The sequence below is a fragment of the Arthrospiribacter ruber genome (assembly GCF_019343195.1).
In the GTDB taxonomy this organism is placed as follows: domain Bacteria; phylum Bacteroidota; class Bacteroidia; order Cytophagales; family Cyclobacteriaceae; genus Arthrospiribacter; species Arthrospiribacter ruber.
Genome location: NZ_RPHB01000006.1, coordinates 126229 through 150434 on the forward strand (window position 1 = coordinate 126229; position 24206 = coordinate 150434).

The window sequence follows — 24206 nt, forward strand, 5'->3', positions numbered from 1 at the left end:
TCAGAATGCCTTAATAAAGCCTATCAATTTTTCAATTTCACTTTCGGTAATTGCAGGAAAATTGGCTATCCGGAAACTACTGGACTTCAATGGTCCATAACCGCTGCCAAGTTGCATACCTTCTTTTTCAGCCTCTTTTTTGATCCGAACAATCATCTCTTCCTTACCTTCTACCGCCAAGACTGTAGTACTTCGTGTCTCTGGATTCTGAACTAGCATTCGGAATCCAGCCGTATTGGCAACGGCATCTTCCAGCTTCCTCATTCTGCTCCTTAGTCCTGCGTCTACATGCTGGATTTCTTCCAAATCCTGTAAGACACGCTTGAGCAAATAAATCCCAAAGACATTTGGAGTATAGTGTGTCTGGTAAGACTGTGCATTTTCCAACATAAAGCTTAAACTGTTGTATCTGCCCCTTTCTCCCTTTCTATCCACTTTAGCTATGGCATCTGGCGAAACTAAAAGTATCCCCAAACCGGCAGGAAGCCCAAAACATTTCTGTACCGAAGCATACCAAATATCTGCTGCATGGAAATCCAATTTTACACCCCCCATTGAGGATGTGGTATCCACTGCAATTATCTTATTCGGATACTTTTTTCTGACGGCATCTATGACATCCATTCTTACTTGGGTGGCATTGGATGTTTCATTTTGGGTGATGGCTATAAGATCATATTCATTCCCTACTTGGAGTGCATCTACATCTATTACTTCCCCCGGTGCTATTTTATGGGCAAAAGTCTTCGGCTCAATGTGCTTGGCGTAATCCAACCATTTTTTTCCAAATGACCCAGAGAAGATGTGATATCCTGCCTGCTCCACTACGGATTGGCTGATGATTTCCCAGTTTTCGGTAGCAGATGAGGTGAAAAGCAACTTGTAAGAATCCGGAAGATGGAGCTTTTCCCTGAAAAGGGTTTCTGTCTCTTGGTACATATCCATGAATACCGCAGACCGGTGGTTTGCACTCAACACACCCTCTTCATAGGCCTCCTGCATGTACTGAGGCAGTTTATCATAGACCTTGGAAGGACCCGGAGCAAATGTCAGTTTCATAATTGTGGATTTTGAAAATAAGAAATAGCTAGCTCATAGCCTTTAAGTCCAAGGCCAGAAATCATGCCTATACACGCTTTACTGATGATACTTTTGTGCCTGAATTCCTCTCGCTTGTAGATATTGGAGATATGCACTTCCATCACGGGAGACTTTACACCTGCTATGGCATCAGAAATAGCAACCGACGTATGCGTATAACCGCCGGCATTGAGGATGATTCCATCATACTCAAAACCTTTTTCGTGTATTTTATTGATAAGATCTCCTTCTACATTAGATTGGAAGTATTCGAGCACTACTTCAGGAAATTTGTTCTGAAGGGTGCCAAAATAATCCTCAAAGGAAGTGTGACCATAAATATCCGGCTCCCTTTTTCCCAAAAGGTTAAGATTTGGCCCATTGATGATGATGATTTTCAAAGTATGTCTGTTTAGTGGTTTGAGGCCTCAAAAGTATCAGTTATTTGGCAGATTGCCCAAAACAATCACAAGAGCCTTTTTTTATTTGAGAAAAAAATGGAATTTTAATTTCAAGATGAGATCCAATTACTGAAATGAGCCTATATACTCCTGAATTTCCAGCCTTAAAAATTTTTTCATCGTACTAAAATCATATATGAAAAGACCTCCTCAAATGACTTTCAAGTACTTATTGGTTCAAAGCGGAATTGTTGCGATTCTGGTAACACTCATTCAGGTTTTTTGGATGGAAGAAAACCCCGAACTTCTCAAGGCACTGATTTTCTTTGTCATTTTCTATGCAGTTTACCTTTTGATCCTCTGTCTGATGTACAAAATCAATCCTTTCAAAAAGAATTTCAAAAGTCCCTACAAATAACCATCGACACCGTGTCTTCATCCTGGGAAAATCTTATCAGGCAATTCCAACACTATTTGAAGATCGAAAGGTCTTTGAGCAAGAATTCCATCTTGGCTTATTTACAGGACATGGAAAAACTAAGCAAATACATGGAGACAAATTACCCAGAAATAAACCCTGTAAATGCAAAACTGACCCACCTAAGGGATTTCGTCAATACCATCGCTACCTTGGGTGTTTCTGAATATACCCAGGCACGGATAATATCAGGGATCAAAGCATTTTTTCGGTTCTTGATGTACGAGGACATGATTCAGGAAGACCCTTCTCAACTGCTGGAATCTCCGAAGCTTGGCAGGAAACTTCCCGACACATTAAGTTTTGAAGAAATCAATTCTATCCTTGAAAGTATACAGCTAGGGCTGCCGGAAGGACACAGAAATAGGGCTATGCTGGAAATTCTCTACTCTTCAGGACTGAGGGTTTCTGAACTGACCGACCTTAAGATGGCCAATATCTACACAGACATAGGATTTCTCCGAGTAATTGGAAAAGGAAACAAAGATCGATTGGTCCCTGTAGGAAAAGATGCCCTTAAGTACCTCAAATATTATATCGAAGAAATCCGCGCCCACCAATCCCCTGCCAAAGGGCATGAAGAATTTGTTTTTCTTAACCGCCGAGGCAAAAAACTGAGCCGGGTAATGATTTTTTTGATCATCAAAAAACAAGTAGAAGCAATCGGTCTGAAAAAAAATGTCAGTCCCCATACATTCAGACACAGTTTTGCCACACACATGATAGAGGGAGGAGCCGACCTGAGAGCAGTACAGGAAATGCTGGGGCATGAAAGCATCACAACTACGGAGATTTACACACACCTGGACAGAGACTATTTGAGACAGGTTCTGAATGAATTTCATCCAAGAAAGTAAGGTTTGTATATTTTTTTCTGTAAAAAAAGATTAGTTTTAAATTTGTTTTTAGTTTAAAATAAACTAAATTTAACTGACAAAACTTATTCGATATGAAATACTTAAGCGTTTTTTTCTTCGTGTTATTTTTATTGAATTTCCAACCTGCAGAAGCACAAAGTCCGGAACCATCCGGATTATTGATGTACAATCAAAAATCCGGAAAAACAAAATTTATCCCGGAGAACAAAAGAGTGACCCTTACCAATTATAGGGGATTCAGGTCCAGTGGAAAGCTAAAGGTTATTTCAAAAGAAGAAGTTTTGGTACATGGTAGAAGATTCAGAGTGGCGGAATTGTCCAAAGTGCGGAGAAATTATTTGGGTACAAAAATAATAGGAGCTGTATTACTAGTCGGCGGACAAACAGTCATAGAGGTTGAAAAGGCAGTTTCGACAGGCATGTTTGACAGCAGTGTAGAAACATTGCGTGATCCACAGGTTTCTGCGGCAGGCTTTATTATGATGGGCGCATCTCTTCCTTTATTGTTATATGCCCCAAATTACAAATATGACAAATGGACTTATGAGGCTGTCCCAAGCCAAGCTCTTGAAGAATTCCAGTATTGATTAAGTAAAATTATACCGTTAAAAATCAGTTTAATTTATTGTATTCGCGGGCAAGTTCTATTTTTGCATTGTCTAAAAATTATCTGCCCGTGTATAAATCCATCCTAAAGCCGCTACTTTTCACAAAAAACCCTGAAAGCGCTCATCATTTTACTTTTTCCTGGATCAAAAGGACCTTTAACCTCCCTATAGTAAAAAGTGTCATTCAATCCAGTTTTAGATATGAGCACCCACTTTTAGAAAGAGAAATACTTGGGTTGAAATTTAAAAATCCAATCGGATTGGCTGCAGGCTTTGACAAAGACGCCAAACTCATTGACGAAATGGCCATGCTAGGTTTTGGGTTTATAGAAATTGGAACCCTCACTCCAAAACCTCAAGAAGGCAATCCACTACCAAGATTGTTCAGACTTCCTCAAGATCAAGCTCTGATCAACCGGATGGGATTTAACAATGGCGGCGTACAAGAGGCCGTACAAAGGCTCAAATCCAGAAAAACAGGTATTTTGATAGGAGGAAACATCGGGAAAAACAAAGTAACTCCCAATGAAACCGCTCTGGAGGATTATATCATTTGCCTGGATACTTTACATCCTTACGTTGACTATTTTGTCGTAAATGTCAGCTCCCCCAACACACCCAACTTACGGGAATTGCAGGAAAAAGAACCTCTGAAAAAGCTGTTGCTAGGTGTAAAAGAAGCCAATGAAGAACATCAAAACCCAAAACCAATACTTTTGAAAATAGCTCCTGACCTCACCGTAGGTCAGCTGGATGACATAGTAGAAATCATCATGGAGAGCGGTATTGACGGGGTAATAGCCACCAATACAACCATAGACAGAAGTATGCTAACTACTTCGGCAAAAGAGGTGGAATCTATCGGTGCAGGTGGATTGAGCGGAAAAGTGCTGGCAAAAAGAAGTACTGAAGTGATCCGATACCTTTACAAGCAATCCAACGGAGCTTTCCCCATCATAGGTGTAGGTGGTATATTCTCCGCTCAGGACGCCATAGATAAACTTGAAGCTGGGGCAAGTTTGATCCAGGTATACTCGGGCATGATTTATGAAGGCCCTTCTTTGGTAAAGCAGATCAAGAAAGGATTGGTCAAATATTATCAACAAGCGAAAAAATAAATTCAGTATATTTCACCCTATCTTGACGACAAAAAAGAGGAATCAACATCGTAAAATGGCTTCAGAAAAACCCAGAGCAAATACTTTTAGAAAGAAAAACGAATCGAAATCAAACGGAAAAGAAAAAAAGAAAGCAAGCTTTTCCTTAGGTTTCGTCAAGGACAAGAGAATACCACTGACTTTGGGTATTATTCTTTTGTCCATTTCTCTTTTTTTGTTTTTTGCATTTGTCAGTTACATGTTTGAAGGCAAAGCTGATCAAAGCCTTGTCGCTTCCGAATTGGAAGAGGACATTCGCAGCACAGCCTCAGAAGCCAGAAACTGGCTGGGACTCTTTGGAGCAAAGGTATCCTACATCATCATCCATAAGTGGTTTGGATTGGCAGCATTCCTTTTGCCTCCATTTGTCTTCCTTTTAGGTTTTCGGATGGCTTTCAAAAAGTCTTTGTATCCTATTCCTAGATATTTGGTATTTTCCCTGTTTTTCACTTTCTGGATCTGCTTGGTAACCGGATACCTTGGAAAAATATCTACTGGATACAATGAATATGCTGATTGGAGCGGAGGCTTTGGATATGAGCTGGGAACTTTGGCCCATGAATTTTTGGGTTGGGGGACATTTATTTTGATTGGAGGATCACTATTGATCTTTACTGTTTTCTTTTTCAATATCCAACAGATGTCTTTATTTGGTTCTTCAAGAAGTGAGGAGGAAGATGAACTAGAAACGGCAACCAAGCCTCTTGCTAAATCACCTTTCGAAAAAATAGAGGAAGAACCTCTACTTAAGGATTATGAAGAAGAGATTCCTGAACCTGAGGAAGAGGAGGGTCTTGAAGATGATGGGAGTAGCTGGACCATAAAGTCAGATGCAGCATCAAATAAAAATACTTCATCTCAGCAACAAGAGCTTTCTCTGAATATTGAAGTCCCTAAAGAAGAACCTGCACTTGAGCCTCAGCCCGAAGAAAAGCGTTTTTCTGTTACCAAAGCAGAAGGGGAAGAAAAAACCGCTAAGGAAGTCGAAAACCTGGACCCTTATGACCCTACTTTAGACCTCCCGCATTATAAGTACCCGACTTTGGAACTGTTGAATTCCTACGATTTACAAAAAGTCACCGTAACCCGTCAGGAGCTGGAAGACAACAAAAACAAGATTGTAGAAACTCTGGTCAATTTCAAAATAGGAATTCAGGAAATCAAGGCAACTATTGGCCCTACAGTGACGCTGTATGAAATTGTCCCTGATCCGGGAGTGAAGATTTCAAAAATCAAGAACCTTGAAGATGACATTGCCTTGAGTCTTGCAGCTTTAGGAATCCGAATTATCGCACCGATCCCAGGAAAGGGCACGATTGGTATTGAGGTTCCCAATAAAAACAGGGAACTTGTGCCTGCTAGGGCTGTAATTGGCACAGAGAAGTTCATGAAAAGTGACAAGGACTTGCCAATTGCTTTGGGCAAGACCATCTCCAATGAAGTATTTGTTGTGGATTTGGCCAAAATGCCCCATCTTCTGATGGCGGGTGCTACAGGCCAAGGTAAGTCCGTGGGTCTGAATATGATTTTGGCTTCATTGGTCTATAAAAAGCATCCCTCCCAATTAAAGTTTGTATTGGTAGATCCCAAAAAGGTGGAACTTACCCTTTTCAACAAAATTGAAAGACATTTCCTGGCCAAACTTCCCGGATCCGAAGAGGCCATCATAACCGATACCAAAAAAGTAATCTACACCCTCAATTCTCTCTGCATTGAGATGGACAACCGCTACGACCTGCTCAAAGATGCCGGTTGCAGAAACCTTAAAGAATACAACGCCAAGTTTATCGCCAGAAAACTCAATCCTGACAAAGGGCACAGATTTATGCCGTATATCGTACTTGTCATAGATGAGCTGGCGGACTTGATGATGACAGCGGGGAAGGAAATTGAGGGGCCGATTGCGAGGCTGGCCCAGCTTGCCAGGGCTATTGGAATACACTTGGTAGTAGCCACCCAAAGACCTTCCGTGAATGTGATCACAGGTATTATTAAAGCCAATTTTCCTGCAAGATTGTCTTTCAGAGTGACTTCAAAAATAGATAGTAGAACCATTCTAGATGCGGGAGGGGCCGATCAGCTTATCGGGCAGGGAGATATGCTATTGTCGTCAGGTTCGGAGATGACACGTCTTCAATGTGCCTTCTTGGACACTCCTGAGGTAGACGCCATCTGTGATTGGATCGGGGAGCAAAAAGGGTACTCAGATGCCTATCTTCTACCGGAATTTGAGGGCGAAGAAGGAGATGGTGGTCTCTCAGATATTGATCTAGCAGACCGGGATCCATTGTTTGATGATGCTGCAAGGCTAATAGTCCTTCATCAGCAAGGCAGTACCTCTCTGATTCAAAGAAAACTTAAGCTCGGATACAACCGAGCTGGAAGGATAGTAGATCAGCTCGAGGCGGCCGGAATAGTTGGCCCTTTCGAAGGAAGTAAAGCAAGGGAAGTCCTTGTGCAGGATGAAGCAAGTTTGGAACGGTTATTGAACAATTTGTAGATACTTGCCATTTTAAATGACAAGGGAAATTTCAACAAATTCAAAAATGAAAAAAACCACTCTTCTTGCCTTATTTCTTTCTTTGATTTCGATGCTTGCATTCTCCCAAAAAGACGCCGATGCAAAAAAAATATTGGATGGGGTAAGCAGTAAGTACAAATCCCTTAAGGGGCTTCAAGCAAGCTTTGAGTTCACCTATTCGGATGTTGCAGACGGCAGAAGCCAAAGCCAGTCAGGTGAAATCTCCATCAAAGGCGATAAATATCACCTCAAACTTCCAGAGCAGGAGATCTTCAATAATGGGAAAACGGTATGGACATACATTGAGTCCGGAGGATATAAAGAAGTAACCATCAACAATGCATCTGATATTGAAGACGAACTGACTCCTTCCTCAGTCTATACCATTTACCAAAAAGGTTACAATTACCGACTTTTGGGCGAGAGAAAAGAAAATGGAAATACCATTCAGGAAATAGAACTGACAGCAGAAAAATCCAGTGCTCCTTTTCAGAAAGTCAAACTATTTGTGGACAAAGACAAAAAAGACCTGATGGGCTGGGAAATATTTGATGATCAAGGAGGTGTATTCAAATACAGGTTCAAGTCTGTCAACACCAATGTAGACCTGAATGAAAGCTATTTCACTTTCAACCCTCAAAAATACGGAAAAGTAGAAATCATAGACTTGCGCTGATAGATACATTAAAATCAGCGCAGCAATTTTTTTATCCTTACTTTTGGAAAAAACACCCAAAATGGACAGCAAAGAACTTTTCAGCCAAATAAAATCCAAGCAATCCTTTTTATGTGTAGGACTGGATACAGACCCCGCTAAAATACCCCAATATCTTCAGCGGGAAAAAGACCCGATATTTGAATTCAACAAGCAGATCATTGACCATACGGCTGAGTATGCAGTAGCCTATAAGCCCAATATTGCATTCTATGAGGCTTTGGGTCCAAAAGGTTGGGAAAGCCTTCAAAAAACCCTGGAATACATTCCGAAAGAAATTTTTACCATTGCCGATGCCAAGCGGGGCGATATAGGAAATACTTCTAAACTTTACGCAAAGGCATTTTTTGAATCCATGGATTTTGACTCTATCACCGTAGCGCCTTACATGGGTAGGGACAGCGTATTACCCTTCTTGGAATTCAAAGATAAATGGGTTATTCTACTCGCACTGACGTCTAATGAAGGAAGTGAAGACTTTCAGATAATTCCGTCTACTGATGGTGAGCTTTTGTTCGAGTCTGTTTTGAAGAAAAGCAGGCAATGGGGAAATCCAGACAATCTGATGTATGTGGTAGGTGCTACCCGAGGAGAAAACATCGCAAAAGTAAGGGCCCTTGTTCCAGATCACTTCTTTTTGGTACCGGGAGTAGGTGCACAAGGAGGAAGCTTGGAAGATGTGGCCAAATATGGCATGAACAAACAATGTGGACTTTTGGTGAATTCTTCCCGCGGAATTATCTATGCAGGAAATGACATGGATTTTGGAAAAAAAGCAGGAGAAGAAGCTGAAAAATTACAGAAAGAAATGGCAATACTGCTCGAAAAATACCTTTAGAAGAGAAATCGATTCAAACTAGCGGAAACACTTTTTTGAAGGTCTACCTTGAGTTCCAAAAGACTGATATCAAACTTTTTGATCTCAATGGGCTCATCGTAAACCCTTAATCTGATATCCTCAGGTTTATCGTCTTGATAATGTTCCATTAAAGCAAGGACGGTTTCCTGATCAGGAACTTCCATTTTAACTTTGACTATTCCGTCCTGAATCATGTCGAGCTTCTTGGCTGCTCCCCTGGAAAGGTCTATACTTCTTTTCGATGATTGTGGCAGTCGGTCATTGATCCTCACCCACACTTCCTTTCCATTTTTCAGGTTGGTCACTTTTAGCATGGTCCCAAAAGGAAGGTTTTTGTGCGCAGCCGTCAATTCTTCCATATTAAAGATCTCACCATTAGCAGTCTTCCTCTGATGGAATCTCTTGCCGTAGTAACTGGCCACCCCTTCTTGGATGAGCAAGTCTTCATTTCCGTTTTCAGCACCATTCCCTGAAAAACCCAGGAGAGGCAAACTCAAAAGAAATATTAAAAGGCTGATTTTTTTCATATGCGGCTAATTAGCAAATTAAAGACCAATTTTTTTAAATCCAAAAATCACTTGATTTTAAACTTGATTAAAAAAAATCCAGCACCAGAAAAAGATCCTAGTTTACTTTAATTTACCCGCTAATCAAACAGGTCTTAAATCCTTGCTCAAGTCATGAATAGCAATGCCAACACCATCCCATTAACTAAAAGGCGAAGCAATCTTTAAAAAAAGTGAAGACGTTAAGTATATTTAAACCATGAAGATCCTCCACACCGCAGATTGGCATTTGGGAAAAAGACTTCAGGAGTATTCCCGGATCGAAGAACAAAAAGAAGTATTAGATGAAATCATTGCAATCGCCGATCGCGAAGCTATTGACCTGGTGCTATTGGCCGGGGATATCTTTGATAGCTTCAATCCCAGTCACGAAGCCGTAGAACTGCTCTTTAAAACCCTCAGAAGGCTTTCCAATAATGGGAAAAGACCCATCATCGCAATTTCAGGAAATCACGACAGCACACAGTTTGTAGAGGCTCCTGACCCTTTGGCAAGGGAAATGGGAATCTTTTTTTACAGCCGATATGATTCCGTGATCCCTGTGGGGAAATTTGAAAACGGAATAGAAGTCCTGCAGTCGGAATCCGGCTTTATGGAGCTCAGATTATCCGGTCACGATTTCCCAATAAGGATTATCCTAGCTCCCTATGCCAATGAGACACTTCTGAAAACTTACCTCGGAGAAGAAGACAGAGAGCAGCAATTCAGAACTTTGCTGGCAGACAAGTGGCAAGATCTAGCCAATCAATATTGTGATCCCTCTGGTATCAATCTTTTTATCGGTCACTTTTTTTTCACTCAGGAAGGCGAACCTCTACAGCAAGAACCGGAAAGCGAAAGGCCTATCCTCCATATAGGCGGTACACAGGCTCTTTTCACCGCAGATATTCCCAGCCAAATCCAATATGCTGCTTTGGGCCACTTGCACCGGTACCAAGCGGTAAGCAAAGAGCCCTTTCCTGTGGTATACTCTTCTTCACCTTTGGCATATTCATTCAGTGAAGCTGATCAGCAGAAGCAGGTAGTGGTGATTGAGCTGACACCCGGATCCAAACCAAGCTACAGCCCCATTGGACTAAAAAAAGGGAAGCCTTTATTCAGAAAAACATTCTCAAATCTGCAGGACTGTGTAGAATGGCTGGAAAATAATCCGGAATGCTATGTCGAGCTGACTTATGAAACAGAAAGTTCTATAGATGCAGATACGCGAAAAGCTATCATGAAAGTCCATCATGGAATAGTAAGCCTGATTCCAAAAATCAGCAATCCTGGATCAGTCGTGAACCTCGGTATTAAATCAGAAGACCTGGAGAAGGATATGGGAAGTCTTTTTTCACAATATTATGAATCTCAAAAAGGACTACAGCCTAATGAGGAATTATTACAGATTTTTAAAGAAATAATCAGCCATACAGATGATACCCATTAAACTGGAAATAGAAGGACTTTACTCTTACAAAAGCAAACAGGTAATTGACTTCAATCAGTTGACCTCAGCTGGTCTGTTTGGAATATTCGGAGCTGTGGGCAGCGGCAAGTCTTCGATTTTAGAAGGAATTCTATTGGCCCTTTATGGTAGTACCGAAAGGCTTTTGGCTAGAGGGGAAAGGGACAGCATGATGAACCTGCAATCAGACAAGTTGCTGGTCAATTTCTATTTTTTTGCAGGAAAAGGAAACTCCAAGGAATATCTGGCCAGATATGAAGCAAAAAGGAATAAAAAAAATCCTGATAAAGTAGACACCGGTGATCATGGTATCTATTTAAAATCAGGAGAATCATGGGCGAGGACAGAGGAAAGTGCAGAATCCGTGGTCGGGATGAAAAAAGACCATTTCAAGCAGACCATCATCATTCCTCAGGGCAAGTTCCGTGAATTTGTCGAATTGGGACCAAAGGACAGGGCAGAGATGATGAAGGAGCTTTTCGGGCTGGAGCGATTTGACCTCTATGACAAAACGGTAAGGCTAAGAGCTGTCACCAAAGACCGAAAACTTGAACTGTCTACCCGAATAGATACCTTGGGAGAGATTGCTCCGGAATCTATACCAACTTTGAAAGCAGAACTGACTGAAAAATCAGAACTCTTGGATAAGGAAAAGGAGCTTCTGGAAGCTGCACAAAAGGAGGCAGAAAGACAGGAAAGTCTCTTTAAGTCATTCGAAAACTGGAAAAACCTCAAATCCAAGTGGGAATCGATTCAGCAACTGAAGCCCTCAATGGATGAAAAGAAAAAAAAATACAGGGACTATCTCACGGTAAAATCTGAAATAAAACCTGTTTTCGATAAGCTTCAGGAAGAAAAACTGGAGGCGGAAAAATTCTCCAGAAGTGTTGCCGTATGCCTAAAAGCCAAAGCCAATTTTGAAGAAAGTATTCTTAAAAAAGAAGAAGAGCAACGGCAACTCCAGGAAGATGTCAACAGAAATCCTGCCCGAGAAGCAAAAATCAGAGATTTCAAAAGGATAATCATGATTAAAGGGCATTTGGAAGAAAAGGAAAAAGTGAAAAAAATAGTCGAGGACTGTGCTTTGCAATTTGAATCTGCCAAAAAAACCCTGAATACCCTCAAAGCAAATATTCAAAAAACAGAACAAGAATCTGAGGATATCACACTCCCGGACCAACAACAGTTGACCCAGCTCAGCACGGTAAAAAACCTATGTGCTGAAGCTGAAAAAAAATCGCATGAAACAACAATGCGACTGGAGAAAGAAACGAAAGCTCTGGAAGATCAAAAATCAAAAGCCCAAAATCTGAAATTAAACCTTCCAACAGGGTTCGAAAACTTCAAAGACTGGAGCCAAAACACTGAAGACAAGTTGTCCATTCTTGCCAAAAAAAGAGAAAAGCTTATCATCCGTATTGGCCTTCTTTCCCATGCACACACTTTGCAAAATGGTGAGCCTTGTCCCTTGTGCGGAGCTTTGGAACATCCCCTCCCGCTCAATCAAAGTACAGAAGACAGTGAACTGTCAGAATTGGATGAAAAAATCCGAATGGCTAAGCTGGAGATCAAAAGAGCAGGACAACTGGATGGGGAGTTGAACCTGGCAACCCAACAAATCCAAAACCATCAAAAGAATAGTGCGCAATTGGAGGAAGAGGTAAATAAACTGAATCATGATATCAAGTCCTATCGGGAGTCCATAGGTTCGTTTGGATTGTCTGATATGGAAGCTCTTGACCTGTTCCTGGATTCTGCCAAGCAAAATGCCGCAAAGAAAAAGCAACTTGAGACTGATCTGAAACACCTACGTAAGGAAGTAGAAACGGCAATCGATACCAAAGAAAAAGCAGATGCAAAATCGCAGACTGCCACAGCCGAGTTGGAAAAACTCAACAGCCTGATCGCAGACAAAAACTCACAGCTGGAATACCCTGACTTCAGTAAAAAATACCTGGACCAGCAAGTCACTGAACTTCAAGTGCAAATCCAGAACACTGAAGCAGCAATATTAACACTCAAAAACCGACTGGAAAGTAAAAGAAAAGCACTGGAGGATGAAAGACTCAAACAATCCGAAAACCTGACAGAGCTAAGGACTTTCTCGGAAAGTCTGGAAACAAGTAAGAAAAATATCGCGAAGCTAGAACTTGAATTTGAAAGCAGTATTCAACAGAATGGTTTTGTAAAAGATTCCTATTTCTCCCAGTTATTGGAAAACGATATGGATGCTGACAAAGCCGATAAGGAAATCCGTGATTTTGAAAGGCAGCTAACCGAGACCAAAACCAGACTGGAAGATCTGGAAAAGATACCGGGGCTCTTGGACTTTGATCCGGATAAAAAAGAACAGGCCAAAGCAAAACTCAAAGAAGTCGAAACCAAGAGTGAGGCCCTACAAAAAGAAATTACCCTGATCCATAAACAAATTGAGGAAACAGAAGAAAAACTCAAGCTACTTCAATCCCTTGAAGAAGAACTTGAAAAAACAGAGAAGCGCTTGAGTTATCTGGACGAACTGGCCAATCTCTTTAAAGGAAAAGGTTTCGTGCAATATATCAGCAGTATTTTCTTACGCGAACTATGCCATACCGCCAACAAGCGCTTTATGCAGCTTACCAAAAACAACCTGAGCATAGAAATCGACGAACAAAACACTTTTTTGGTCAAAGACTATCTCAATGGAGGCAAAACACGCCTACTGAAAACCCTTTCCGGTGGACAGACCTTTCAGGCCTCATTATGTCTGGCTTTGGCGCTGGCCGAAAAAGTCAAATCCCTGAATCAGGCGGATCAGTCCTTTTTCTTCCTGGATGAGGGTTTTGGTGCTTTGGATAAAGAATCGCTCAGGGTGGTCTTTGAAACCTTAAAATCCCTGCGCCATGAAAACAGGATAGTCGGCATCATATCACATGTAGAGGATTTACAACAGGAAATAAGCGCCTATGCCAGAGTGGAACTTGATCCAGAGAAGGGTAGTCAGGTAGGGTATTCGTTTTGAAATATGAGATATGTGATATGAGATTCGAGACGTGTGGAGTTTATAGGTAATAGTTTTCTTACGTTTTTTGATTATTTTAAAATCATGAAATTATCAAAACTCCCCTTTTGCTCTGTTTTCCCGATATTCACCATATTTCTTTGTTTCGTGTATTGTAGTCCAAAGGAAGAAGAGATTGAAATGGAAGAAATTGAAGGAAAAGCCAGCTATTATGCACGAAGGTTTGAGGGCAAAAAAACAGCGAGTGGGGAGATTTTTGAAAACCAAGAACTTACAGCAGCCCACCGTTCCTTGCCATTCGATACAGAAGTGGAAGTTGTCAATCCAGAAAACGGAAAGTCTGTAATTGTCAGAATAAATGACCGTGGCCCATACCGCAGGGGAAGGATCATTGACTTGACCCGGGCAGCTGCACGTGAATTAGGCATGTTGGATTCAGGAATTATTGATGTGATTATCCGCTATCCCAAATTGGCCGAGGATATTGAAAAGAAACAATAAAAAATATTTACTTTTCTTATTGAGTTATTTTACTCAATACATTGAGTAAATTTTTAAAAACACATATAAAAACTTGATTTACATGTGTTTACAAAAACATTTTTAAGCCATAATATAAAAAAAGACAGTCAACTAACTGCCTTTTTAAAATAAATCCACCACATCCATTTCCAAAAACTCCTGCCAAGGAATCCCTCCTCTTCCGACTAAAAAGGTCCTGTGCGGCTTAAATTTTTCTCCAAATGCCTGAAGTCCGGAGAGCTTTCCTACAGCACCCGACTTTACTTCCAGACCAATCACCCTTTTTTTATACTCTACAACAAAATCCACTTCGTCATTCCCTTCCTTCCAGTAAAGTAAAGATAGTTTTTTATCCTTAAATGTCTGATTGATTAAATGCGCACCCACAGCCGATTCTACCCACCTTCCCCATACCTTGGGTTCTTCAAGCAGAGATTCTAGACTTTCATTGGAAATCCCGGACATAATCGCTGTATTATGCACCTGAAACTTTGGACTGGATGCACGCTTTCTGACCATATTGGGGCTAAATTTTTCCAATCCACCCAGTAATCCTGCATCATTGAGCAAATCAAGGTAATTGGCCAAAGTAGTTGTATTACCTGCTTCCGTAAGTTGCCCCATGATTTTGGTCAAGCTCAAAACCTGCCCAGAATATGCAGACCCCAGCTCAAACAATCTCTTCATCAATGCGGGCTTATCCACTCTTGTCAACATAAGGATATCTTTGGAAATACTGGTCTCCAAAAGTGAGTCTCTTATATAATTCTTCCAGCGATCTTCGTCATCCTTTAGCATTATAGCTCCTGGATAGCCCCCAAACCAAACATATTCTTCAGGACTTAAACCAAAAGCCTCCTTCATCTCCTTCAAAGACCAATGGCCTAGATAAGTCGCTTCAAACCTACCCGCCAGTGATTCAGTAAGCCCTTGCTGAAGCATCAGCCTGGAAGACCCCAACAGGATTAGTCGAATGTCTATTTCCTCTTGGCTGTCTTTGTCCCATTCTGCTTTTATCTGTTCACTCCAGTTATGGATTTTTTGTACTTCGTCAATTACCAGAAGGAAAGGTTTATCAGACTGCAGGGCCTGTTGCTGCCTAGCAAGATCCCATTGCTGGGCTATCCACATGTGGTCAGTAGCAGGAACAGCATCGGCAGCAGCCAACTTGGAAGGATAATCAAGGTCTGACATGATCTGTCTCACCAAGGTGGTCTTACCTATTTGTCTTGGACCGTAAAGCACCTGAATAAACCTTCTTGGTTCATCCCGAAGCCGGATTAACAATTTGTTTTTCTCAATCCTTTGAAACGTCATCTATTTGTAAATATGTTACTTACAAATTTACTAAACTTATTTAGTAAATTTACTCATCATATTGAGTAAAATTTTAAATACACATGTAAATAATTGATTAACATGTATTTACAAAAATATTTTTAAGAGAATTTTTCAATGAAACAATAAAAAAGCCAAACCTTTTTAAGGCTTGGCTTTGTACGAAGTAAGGTAACTGCTCCGCTATTTTATAGAATATTTTCATTTACCCAATCTATCTCTTTTTTCCTGATGGTATGCTCATAATCCTCGAAAATCAAGGTTTTAACGACTGCCCCCAATTTAGTCATCAACTTTTCGGAAGCTTCTATCCTGCTTAATGGCACATGAGGGTCCTTAAATCCGGATCCTATAAAAACCTTGGTCTTCTTAAAATCACCTGAGTACTTTTCTTCCCTAATATTTTCCCCTATCAGTCCTCCTGTAAAAGCAATTACTCCTCCGTACTTTCCGGCATTTTGCGTTGCATATTCCAAAGCCAGACACGCTCCTTGGGAAAAACCGATAAAGAATATCTGCTCACTTGTATAGCCATGGTTATAAGCCTTATGGACCAACTCATCGATTGTTTTGATTGATTGGGAAAAAGAAGGCTCATTATTTTTATCAGGGGCCATAAAGCTGTAGGGATACCACGTATTCCCCGGAGCTTGAGGAGCAAGGATAGTGAAACCACTTAAATTCAAGCTTTCTTTGAGACTAACAATACTTTCAGCAGTGCCTCCTCTACCATGAATCATGATGGCTATTTTACCGGACTCACCCAACTTATTCCCTTTTGCCAAAATATCACTCATAATCTGATACGTTTAAAGTTACTTTTGCAAGTTTAGATTCTATTTTATCACGTTGCGACTCTACCCATTCCGGTAACTTTAGCGCTTCTCCGAGATGAGCTTCATCTTCATCTATAGCAAAGCCCGGTTCATCAGTCGCTATTTCAAATAATACTCCGCCAGGCTCTCTAAAATATATGGACTTGAAATAATTCCTGTCCTTAACTTCAGTAACACGGTACCCATTACTCATTAATATATTTTGAATCTCGAGTTGGGATTTATCATTTGCTGTTCTGAAAGCAATATGATGGACAGTACCCGCACTCTGTACACCTTGTCGGCCATTAGGATCCACCAAGATATCTACAATATCACCAGGGAGACCTTTAGTGCCATACCTGTACCTTCCATTTTCTTCACCGATAAACTTATAATCCATGTATTTGGTGAGCAACTCTTCTGTTTGATCCTTTGAATTTAGATTTAGAGTAGCTCCATAAAAACCCATGATTGCAGAATCTGAAGGAATATGACCTTTAGTCCATCCTGGTCTGGAATCTTTATCATTGGCTATGAGCTCTATTCCCATACCATCATGGTCCTCAAACCTTATCAGCTTTTCTCCGAATCTTTCCAGAACACTTGAAACGGTTACATTGAATTTTTTCAACCTTTCCTGCCAGTAGGCTATTGAATTTGCAGGAATGGAAAAGGCAGTATATGTCAACTCCCCGGTTCCTTTGGTACCTTTTCTGGCACCTTCAAATGGAAAAGTAGTAAATACAGTACCAGGTGTACCCAATTCATCTCCGAAATAAAAATGGTACACATCGGGAGCATCAAAATTGATAGTTTTTTTTACCATCCTTAGCCCCAAGATACCAACATAAAAATCAATATTTTTCTGAGGATGGCCTGCTATGGCTGTTATGTGGTGGATACCTGAAATAAGCGCTGACATATCTTAATTTTTTTTATTTTAAATAAGACCGAAGCTTTTCAGCTCCGGTCATTGAATTTTTATTGTTTTACCAATTGCACGCTGAGCAAAAGCTTCACTTGGTCAGAAACTACCACGCTACCAGCTTCTGTTACAGCATCCCATTTTAGCCCGAATTCTTTTCGGCTGATTTTTCCTTCTATTTCAAAACCTGCTTTGGTATTTCCATAAGGATCACCTGCAACTCCTCCAAAATCTACGTCCAATTCAACCTCTTTAGTAAAATCTCTAATAGTAAGATCACCTTTTAGTTTGTCACCATTCAAAATTCCTTCAAACTTTAGGTGCGGGAATTTTTCGGCATTGAAAAAATCATCTGATTTAAGGTGTGCATCTCTATCTTTTTGATTGGTATCTATAGAATCAATTTTGGCACTGAATGACACTTTTGCTCCTTGAAAGTCATCAGAACTTGTCTCAGCAGCTCCATCAAACTCTCGGAAATATCCAGTAACGGTAGAGATTACAAGGTGCTTTACTTTGAATGAAACTTCTGAATGTGTTGGGTCAATCGCCCATTTAGTTAATGTACTCATTGTTTTGCTATTTTATTGTGAAAGTTTAATTGATTTATATATACATTAATTGTCTATACACTGAATTGTTTAATTTTTTTTTATACCCTCAGTTTGTCCAAAAGATTATTGAGAAGTTCAATCTCACTTTGATCAAGGCTGATCAGCTCTCTATTGAGGATGTGAATTTTCTCCTGAAGTTCTTCAAGAACTTTCAGTCCATCTTCTGTTATTTTCACATCCACCTGCCTTCTGTCAGTTGGACATTCTTCCCTTACGACCATTCCTTTTTGTTTCAGTTTTTCAACAAGTCTTGATGCATTGGACATTTTGTTGAGCATACGCTCTTGGATGGAAGAAACAGTGATAGGGTTGCCGTTTTGTCCTTTAAGTATCCTCAATACATTGTATTGCTCAGGTGACAGGCCAAATGGCTTGAAAAGGCTACTTTGCTTGCTGACAATGTAACTATTTGTATAAAGTAAGTTTACCACAGCTTTATTATAAATGTCCTTAAATACTTTTTGCTGGATTGCCTCTTCTATCTTCATCTGTATAAATTGCTGATGTATTTAATGTATATACACTTAAATACATGAAAAGGTTTCGGTTTATGATAAATTTTTTTGTTTTTTTTATCGGATGCCTATTTAGGGCATCTCTAGAAGGCCTCTATCCATTCTTTTATCAAACGGTTGACTTCATCTGGTTTCTCGATACTGCTGCTGTGCCCTGCCCCAGGAACTATATGCAAGTCAGCATTGGGAATGGACATTTGGATAAACTTAGCCTTTTCAGGTTTAGTAGCCACATCTTCGTCACCTACCACCACCATAGTGGGGCACTTGATATTTCTGATCTCATCCTCCACACCTTTACGGTAGATCACAGCCTCTACTGATCTTGTAATGGTTTTTTTATTGGATTGAAGTTCTTTGACCCATCTTTTATAAGCTGCCTTATTACGGGGATTTTCTATCCAACTCTGGGCAAACATAATTTTCATCACTGAATTTGCCACAGTGGGAATCACACCAAACCACTTGACTACCCCATTCAAAAATTTATATTTCGGAAGATTCTCCACAGGTTCTGTATTGGCAGAAGTCTCCAATAGAATCAAAGATTTTATTTTATCAGGATACCTTGCAGCAAGTCTCATCCCCACAAAACCTCCCATAGAAAGTCCTGCAAAGTGCACAGGCTGCCCGATGGCTTTTTCTATAAATTCCAAAGCGTCCATGGTCAACAGATCCATGTCGTAAGGCCCCTCCGTTACTTCGCTTTGCCCCTGCCCTCTGTGATCATAGGCAAACACAGTATAAAACTTACTAAGATATTTTATTTGTGCCTCGAACATTTTGTGACTCCAAAGCAAGCCATGGGAAAATAAAATTACTTCCTTTCCTTCGCCTTCTTTCACGTAGAAAAGTTTGACATTATTTAATTGAATATATGGCATAATAGAGAAATTAGGCGAGCGACAATAATATATCATTCATTTGATTACCAATCCAAACCTGGTTGTTTTAGCTTTCTTGACTCTTCCCGGGCCTTATGTTGGTCTACAATCTTACGGACATCCTCCAACAACTGTTTGGCATCATATACAATTCCGTCTTTTACAGTGTATTTTACTCCGCCTACCCTCACTGGTTCATTGTCATCACCTATCCTGATTGCTCCTGTACCATAAAGCACTTTGAAATTTTGCAAGGGGTTTTCTTCTAAAATCACAAAATCAGCAAGTTTACCCACTTCAACGCTGCCCAATTCCTTGTCCACTCCCAAAGCCTCTGCTCCATGCAGGGTGGCTGACCTAAAAACTTCTAAAGGATGAAAACCTGCTTCTCTGAGCAGCTCCATTTCTCTTATGTAAGCAAAGCCATACAATTGATAAATAAATCCTGAATCAGACCCAGTAGTTACTCTGCCTCCTCTGTTTTTATATTCATTGACAAAGGTCATCCACAATCGGTAATTTTCTTTCCATTGGATTTCATCATCCGTCGTCCAGTCAAACCAGTATGAACCATGCGATTCCCTACTAGGCTTATAAAACCTCCACAAAGAGGGCAAGGTATATTCTTCATGCCACTCTGCCCTTCTGGCACGCATCAGGTCCCTGTTGGCTTCATAAATGTTAAAAGTAGGATCAATTGTAAAATCCAAATCAAGTAATTCTTGCATTACTTTATTCCAGTGCTCAGAATATGGTGCGGCAGCCTGTCTCCAGAGTTTTCCTGCTTCAGCAAACCTGTGCTGCTCATTCTGATAGTTATAATCCAGTCTATAATCCTGAATGGTCCTGTCTGCAAACAAAGCTTCAGGTAATCCGTACCAATGCTCCATACTAGTCAGCCCGGCTCTTGCAGAGTGCAGAACATTCCATCTTGCCACATCCATTTGGGCATGGTGCATGGCTGATCTCAGACCAAGCCTTTTATTTTCTTCCAATGCTGCCTGCATCACTTCAGGTTTGGCTCCAAAAAACTTAATTCCATCAGCCCCCCTGCTTTTATTTTGGTTGACCCAGGCTTTGGCTTCTTCCGCATTTGTAATGGCCTTATCGGCTCCCTGTCCAAATACGGTATAGGCAAAGATTCTCGGAGCAGTTATGGTATTGTCCAGTGCCTTATTCTTATGCTCCAAGACCCAATCGAGGCCGTTCCCAGCGGCAGGCTCTCTTATTGTGGTAATGCCATGTGCCATCCAAAGTTTGAACACATACTCTGCAGGGGTTCCCTGACCGGCTCCTCCAATATGCCCATGCATATCTATAAATCCTGGAAGCAGATAATGTCCTTCAAGATCCAACACTTTATCATTTGGACCAGCTTGAGGCCTCCTTTCTTCTTTGATATCTAATCCAGGATAGCCTACTATTCTCACTTCCTTGATGATATTTTTCTCTACCACGATATCTACAGGACCAATTGGAGGTGCTCCAGTCCCGTCCACCATGGTCACTCCCCTGATAATAAGCTTATCAAAAGGACCTTCTCCTTCGGCTCTGTTAGGAGATGGCATTACTTGGGAAAAAGCGAAATTTGATACAGTATAAAAGCAAAATAGCAGTAGAATTCGGTTCATATCGGATGTTTTTTTGATTTTTATAAATTAACCGAATTCCAAAAGAATAAAAAAACCGCTAATCCCTTAATATCTCCATTGGAGGTCTTTTGATAATCTTGCTTCCATTGAGCCAGCCCAACACCACAGTCAAAGCAGTGATGACAACATATACTATCGCTGCTTCCTTCCATGCAGGACGAAACGGCAACTGAAAAACAAACTGACTCAATAAAAACGCTGCCAAAAATGACAAGATGATCCCACTCAGAGAAGCAAGACTTCCTAAAAAGAAATACTCCATTGTATTGATGCTGCTTACCTTCGCAGAGCTTGCACCAAGTGTCCTCAGAAGAATACTTTCCCTCATCCTTTGATATTTACTGATGATCAATGAGCTGATCAATACCACTATCCCTGTAGCAATACTGAAAAAGGCCATGAACTGAATCACAAAACCAATTTTGGAAAGAATCTCCTCCAATGTTTCTACTATGGCTCCTAAATTCACCACAGATACATTAGGATATGCCCTGACGATTTCCGATTGAACTTCAGCTGCCTGCCTATCATTTTTTGTCTTGGTAATTACCACATGGAATTTTGGAGCATTATCCAGTACATTCTCAGGAAACAAGACAAGAAAATTTGTAGAAACCTGATTGAATTTCACATCTCTAAAACTTCCAACGTATGTTTTGAGTGGTCTCCCCTGCACATTGAAAATGATTTCATCTCCTATATTTACCCCAGTTCTATTGGCATAACCTTCATCAAAAGAAACAAATATTGAATCTCCTGCCTGCTCCACTTTCCTAAGTTCACCTTTGACCAATCTCTCAGAAGCAATTAGACTGTCCCTGTAGGTAACCCTGAATTCCCGGTTATATAAACCTCTTGATCTTCTTTCTTCTTCAGGTAATGTATCATTTGATTTCCTGTTTATACCATTTATCGATTCCAAAGCCATGGTTACTATTGGAACCCTCTGCATGATTGGCAAATCCCTTTTCTCCAATGCTTTCACCACATCATCAACCTGTCTGGTCTGGATGTCAAAAAGCAACATGTTAGGCTGATCTTCCTTATCAGCAAACTTTACTTCATCCAATAATTGACCTTGCACAAAGAATAGAGTACTGATCATTGCAGTTCCCAGTCCAATTGTGGCAATTAGTGAAACAGTCTGGTTATTTGGCCTATATAAATTGGACAAAGACTGTCTTATGGTATACCTAAGGGAAATCGGTAAAAACCTCCTTATTGACCACATTACTAAAAGAGCAACGGACCAAAGGGTCAGGAAAGCAAAAATGATAAATCCTGTAAATCCAGCTGCAAACCAAACTCCTCCTAACAAAAAATAGCTGAATCCGAAAACAAATAAAAGAATTGCCAATATCACCCCCCACCTGAGCGGGTCTTTCTTTATACTAATATTGTTTTCATCAGGCCTAAGGGTAGCCATAGGTGAAACTTTCCTGATTTTCAAAAGGGGCAAAAGACCAAAGAGAACAGAGACGAACAATCCTGTTATCAAACCAAATCCCACACTGGTCCAGGCTACCCCCAGACTAACCTCTACCGGCAAAAAATCCGCAAAAACTGCTGGAAGAAGATATTGAAGCAAAGTCCCTAAAATAGCACCTACTACAGCACCAGCCATGCCCATGAGCAAAATCTGCAAAAGATAAATTTTCATTGCTGTCCATGCAGTAACTCCCAGGCACCTCAAGACCGCAACTGAGGCTACTTTTTCCTTAACAAATACATTGACGGCCGATGCCACCCCTACACAACCCAACAAGAGAGCAACAAAAGCCACAAGACTTAAAAAATTGGCCAGATTTTCAAAAGCGCGACCGGTCTGATTTCTTCTGGACTCTACTGTAGTGTAGTTTACTTTTTGTTCCTCCCAAGCTTCTTCATATTGCTCTATCAAAAGTTCGATCTCTATATCGGGCCCAAGTTGGTAGTATTTCTGATAATTGAGCCTGCTACCATATTGGATCAATCCGGTAGCTTCCGAATATTCCATGGGAATATAAACAGCAGGTGCCACAGTAGCTGTTATTCCTGTCTGCCCGGGTACTTTCTGTAACTCTCCCTCGATTACAAAAGTCAGTTCTCCGACTTTTATACTGTCCCCGACCTCAGCATTGAACTGGGCCATGAGAATCTTTTCCACAAGCGCTTTTCTCCCACCATCCCTAAAGCTTTTATCAGCACCTTCAGGGACTGTTTCAAGTCTGCCATAATAGGGGAAATCCCCTTTGAGCGCCCTTACTTGAGTCAATCTACTTTCTCCTGTTGAAGGAAAAGCCACCATGCTGGCAAAGTTGATTTCTTCCGCAACAGCTGAAGCCAAGTTATCTATTTCTTGATCACCAATAGGCTGATTATTACCCAATACCAAATCAGCTCCTAGTAGCTCTTTTGCCTGGCTGTCTATATCCTTGCTTAAATTATCTCCAAATGAACTTATGGCTACCAAAGCCGCTATTCCTACTACCATGGCAGAAACAAACAACATCAGCTTTGAGAAATTTTTTCTAAAATCTCTCATGGCCATTTTCAAAACCCAAGAATTATTACCCATTCCCAACCTCCTGAACTTTACCTCCTCTGATATTGATAATCCTATTGGTCTTTTTGGCAAGCTCCAGGTCATGGGTTACCAAAATCAGAGTGGTTCCCTGATCTTTATTTAACCTGAATATTAGCTCCTCTATTAGCTCTCCGGTCTCTGTGTCAAGATTTCCTGTAGGTTCATCAGCAAATAGAACCTTGGGTTGATTGGCAAAGGCTCGGGCTATCGACACCCTTTGTTGTTCACCTCCTGAGAGCTGAGTTGGATAATGCCCTAACCTATCTCCAAGTCCAACCTTTTCAAGAAGACTCTTGGCGATCTGCCTGGCATCTTTATTCTTCTTGAGCTCTAAAGGAACCATTACATTTTCTAAAGCGGTAAGCGTTGGCAACAATTGAAAGTTTTGAAAAATAAAACCAATGTGCTGGTTTCGTACCTCAGCTCTTTCATCTTCAGTCAGGCTTTCCAGACTTTTATCCACCAACTTCACTGAACCATTACTTGCGGCATCCAGGCCTGCACAAAGACCTAACAAAGTGGTCTTCCCACTTCCTGAAGGGCCTACTATAGCTATACTATCTCCTTGGTCTACAGAAAAACTAACCTCATCCAAAACTGTAAGAACCCGGTTACCACTTTTATAAGTTTTGCTGACATTTTTTACTTCTAGTATGGCCAT

The 24206-nt window shown here is 40.7% G+C and carries 22 protein-coding genes; 10 read left to right on the forward strand and 12 right to left on the reverse strand.

The genetic code is table 11. The annotated features are described in order from the left end of the window. Window positions 1-1059 carry an aminotransferase class V-fold PLP-dependent enzyme gene (locus EGN73_RS13360; RefSeq protein ID WP_219290682.1) on the reverse strand — a complete coding sequence of 353 codons (1059 nt, stop codon included), beginning with the start codon at window positions 1057-1059 and terminating at the stop codon, window positions 1-3. Then, window positions 1056-1481, reverse strand: coding sequence for a type II 3-dehydroquinate dehydratase (gene aroQ / locus EGN73_RS13365; protein ID WP_219290685.1), 426 nt, complete (start codon window positions 1479-1481; stop codon window positions 1056-1058). Before aroQ ends, EGN73_RS13360 begins: the two co-directional genes overlap by 4 nt. Before the next feature lie 214 nt (window positions 1482-1695). Here aroQ and EGN73_RS13370 point away from each other — a divergent pair, with 214 nt between their 5' ends. The 7 genes from EGN73_RS13370 (at window position 1696) to pyrF (ending at window position 8676) form a co-directional block, all read left to right on the forward strand. Continuing rightward, window positions 1696-1899: a hypothetical protein gene (locus EGN73_RS13370; RefSeq protein ID WP_219290688.1), complete on the forward strand. Its 204-nt coding sequence runs from the start codon at window positions 1696-1698 to the stop codon at window positions 1897-1899. 11 nt (window positions 1900-1910) lie between these two features. Next, window positions 1911-2816: a site-specific tyrosine recombinase XerD gene (xerD, locus tag EGN73_RS13375; RefSeq protein ID WP_219290691.1), complete on the forward strand. Its 906-nt coding sequence runs from the start codon at window positions 1911-1913 to the stop codon at window positions 2814-2816. 92 nt (window positions 2817-2908) lie between these two features. Beyond that, a complete protein-coding gene (locus tag EGN73_RS13380; RefSeq protein WP_219290693.1) occupies window positions 2909-3424 on the forward strand; it encodes a hypothetical protein in 516 nt (171 codons plus the stop codon). An 89-nt stretch (window positions 3425-3513) separates the two neighbouring features. Continuing rightward, window positions 3514-4563 (forward strand): quinone-dependent dihydroorotate dehydrogenase, encoded by a 1050-nt coding sequence (locus tag EGN73_RS13385; RefSeq protein WP_219290696.1) that lies wholly within the window; start codon window positions 3514-3516, stop codon window positions 4561-4563. A 55-nt stretch (window positions 4564-4618) separates the two neighbouring features. Then, complete coding sequence (locus tag EGN73_RS13390; RefSeq protein WP_219290699.1) at window positions 4619-7102, forward strand: FtsK/SpoIIIE family DNA translocase; 2484 nt, start codon at window positions 4619-4621, stop codon at window positions 7100-7102. A 46-nt stretch (window positions 7103-7148) separates the two neighbouring features. Continuing rightward, window positions 7149-7799, forward strand: coding sequence for an outer membrane lipoprotein periplasmic chaperone LolA1 (gene lolA1, locus EGN73_RS13395; RefSeq protein ID WP_219290702.1), 651 nt, complete (start codon window positions 7149-7151; stop codon window positions 7797-7799). A 61-nt stretch (window positions 7800-7860) separates the two neighbouring features. Next, a complete protein-coding gene (pyrF, locus tag EGN73_RS13400; protein ID WP_219290703.1) occupies window positions 7861-8676 on the forward strand; it encodes an orotidine-5'-phosphate decarboxylase in 816 nt (271 codons plus the stop codon). On the opposite strand, the gene EGN73_RS13405 is transcribed toward pyrF, so the two are convergent. Continuing rightward, on the reverse strand, window positions 8673-9224 hold the full coding sequence (locus EGN73_RS13405; RefSeq protein ID WP_219290705.1) for a septal ring lytic transglycosylase RlpA family protein: 552 nt from the start codon (window positions 9222-9224) through the stop codon (window positions 8673-8675). The genes pyrF and EGN73_RS13405 overlap by 4 nt on opposite strands. Window positions 9225-9462: 238 nt before the next feature. On the opposite strand from EGN73_RS13405, the gene EGN73_RS13410 reads away from it, so the two are divergent. The 3 genes from EGN73_RS13410 to EGN73_RS13420 all read left to right on the forward strand — a co-directional run bounded on the left by EGN73_RS13410 (window position 9463) and on the right by EGN73_RS13420 (window position 14212). After that, window positions 9463-10692 carry a metallophosphoesterase family protein gene (locus tag EGN73_RS13410; RefSeq protein ID WP_219290707.1) on the forward strand — a complete coding sequence of 410 codons (1230 nt, stop codon included), beginning with the start codon at window positions 9463-9465 and terminating at the stop codon, window positions 10690-10692. After that, window positions 10679-13711: an AAA family ATPase gene (locus tag EGN73_RS13415; RefSeq protein ID WP_219290709.1), complete on the forward strand. Its 3033-nt coding sequence runs from the start codon at window positions 10679-10681 to the stop codon at window positions 13709-13711. Before EGN73_RS13410 ends, EGN73_RS13415 begins: the two co-directional genes overlap by 14 nt. Before the next feature lie 84 nt (window positions 13712-13795). Next, window positions 13796-14212 carry a septal ring lytic transglycosylase RlpA family protein gene (locus EGN73_RS13420; protein WP_219290710.1) on the forward strand — a complete coding sequence of 139 codons (417 nt, stop codon included), beginning with the start codon at window positions 13796-13798 and terminating at the stop codon, window positions 14210-14212. Between the two features lie 144 nt (window positions 14213-14356). On the opposite strand, the gene EGN73_RS13425 is transcribed toward EGN73_RS13420, so the two are convergent. From EGN73_RS13425 to EGN73_RS13465, 9 genes are all read right to left on the reverse strand, one after another. Continuing rightward, window positions 14357-15550, reverse strand: a complete 1194-nt coding sequence (locus EGN73_RS13425; RefSeq protein ID WP_219290712.1) for an ATP-binding protein — start codon at window positions 15548-15550, stop codon at window positions 14357-14359. 209 nt (window positions 15551-15759) lie between these two features. After that, on the reverse strand, window positions 15760-16368 hold the full coding sequence (locus EGN73_RS13430; protein WP_219290714.1) for an alpha/beta hydrolase: 609 nt from the start codon (window positions 16366-16368) through the stop codon (window positions 15760-15762). Further along, on the reverse strand, window positions 16361-17311 hold the full coding sequence (locus EGN73_RS13435; RefSeq protein WP_219290716.1) for a ring-cleaving dioxygenase: 951 nt from the start codon (window positions 17309-17311) through the stop codon (window positions 16361-16363). Before EGN73_RS13435 ends, EGN73_RS13430 begins: the two co-directional genes overlap by 8 nt. Before the next feature lie 59 nt (window positions 17312-17370). Then, complete coding sequence (locus tag EGN73_RS13440; RefSeq protein WP_219290717.1) at window positions 17371-17886, reverse strand: YceI family protein; 516 nt, start codon at window positions 17884-17886, stop codon at window positions 17371-17373. Window positions 17887-17966: 80 nt separating this feature from the next. Next, complete coding sequence (locus EGN73_RS13445; protein ID WP_219290718.1) at window positions 17967-18416, reverse strand: MarR family winged helix-turn-helix transcriptional regulator; 450 nt, start codon at window positions 18414-18416, stop codon at window positions 17967-17969. Window positions 18417-18526: 110 nt separating this feature from the next. Further along, window positions 18527-19327, reverse strand: coding sequence for an alpha/beta fold hydrolase (locus EGN73_RS13450; protein ID WP_219290719.1), 801 nt, complete (start codon window positions 19325-19327; stop codon window positions 18527-18529). A 44-nt stretch (window positions 19328-19371) separates the two neighbouring features. Further along, window positions 19372-20958: an amidohydrolase family protein gene (locus tag EGN73_RS13455; protein WP_219290720.1), complete on the reverse strand. Its 1587-nt coding sequence runs from the start codon at window positions 20956-20958 to the stop codon at window positions 19372-19374. 58 nt (window positions 20959-21016) lie between these two features. Next, window positions 21017-23536, reverse strand: coding sequence for an ABC transporter permease (locus tag EGN73_RS13460; RefSeq protein WP_219290727.1), 2520 nt, complete (start codon window positions 23534-23536; stop codon window positions 21017-21019). Then, complete coding sequence (locus tag EGN73_RS13465; RefSeq protein WP_219290729.1) at window positions 23529-24206, reverse strand: ABC transporter ATP-binding protein; 678 nt, start codon at window positions 24204-24206, stop codon at window positions 23529-23531. Before EGN73_RS13465 ends, EGN73_RS13460 begins: the two co-directional genes overlap by 8 nt.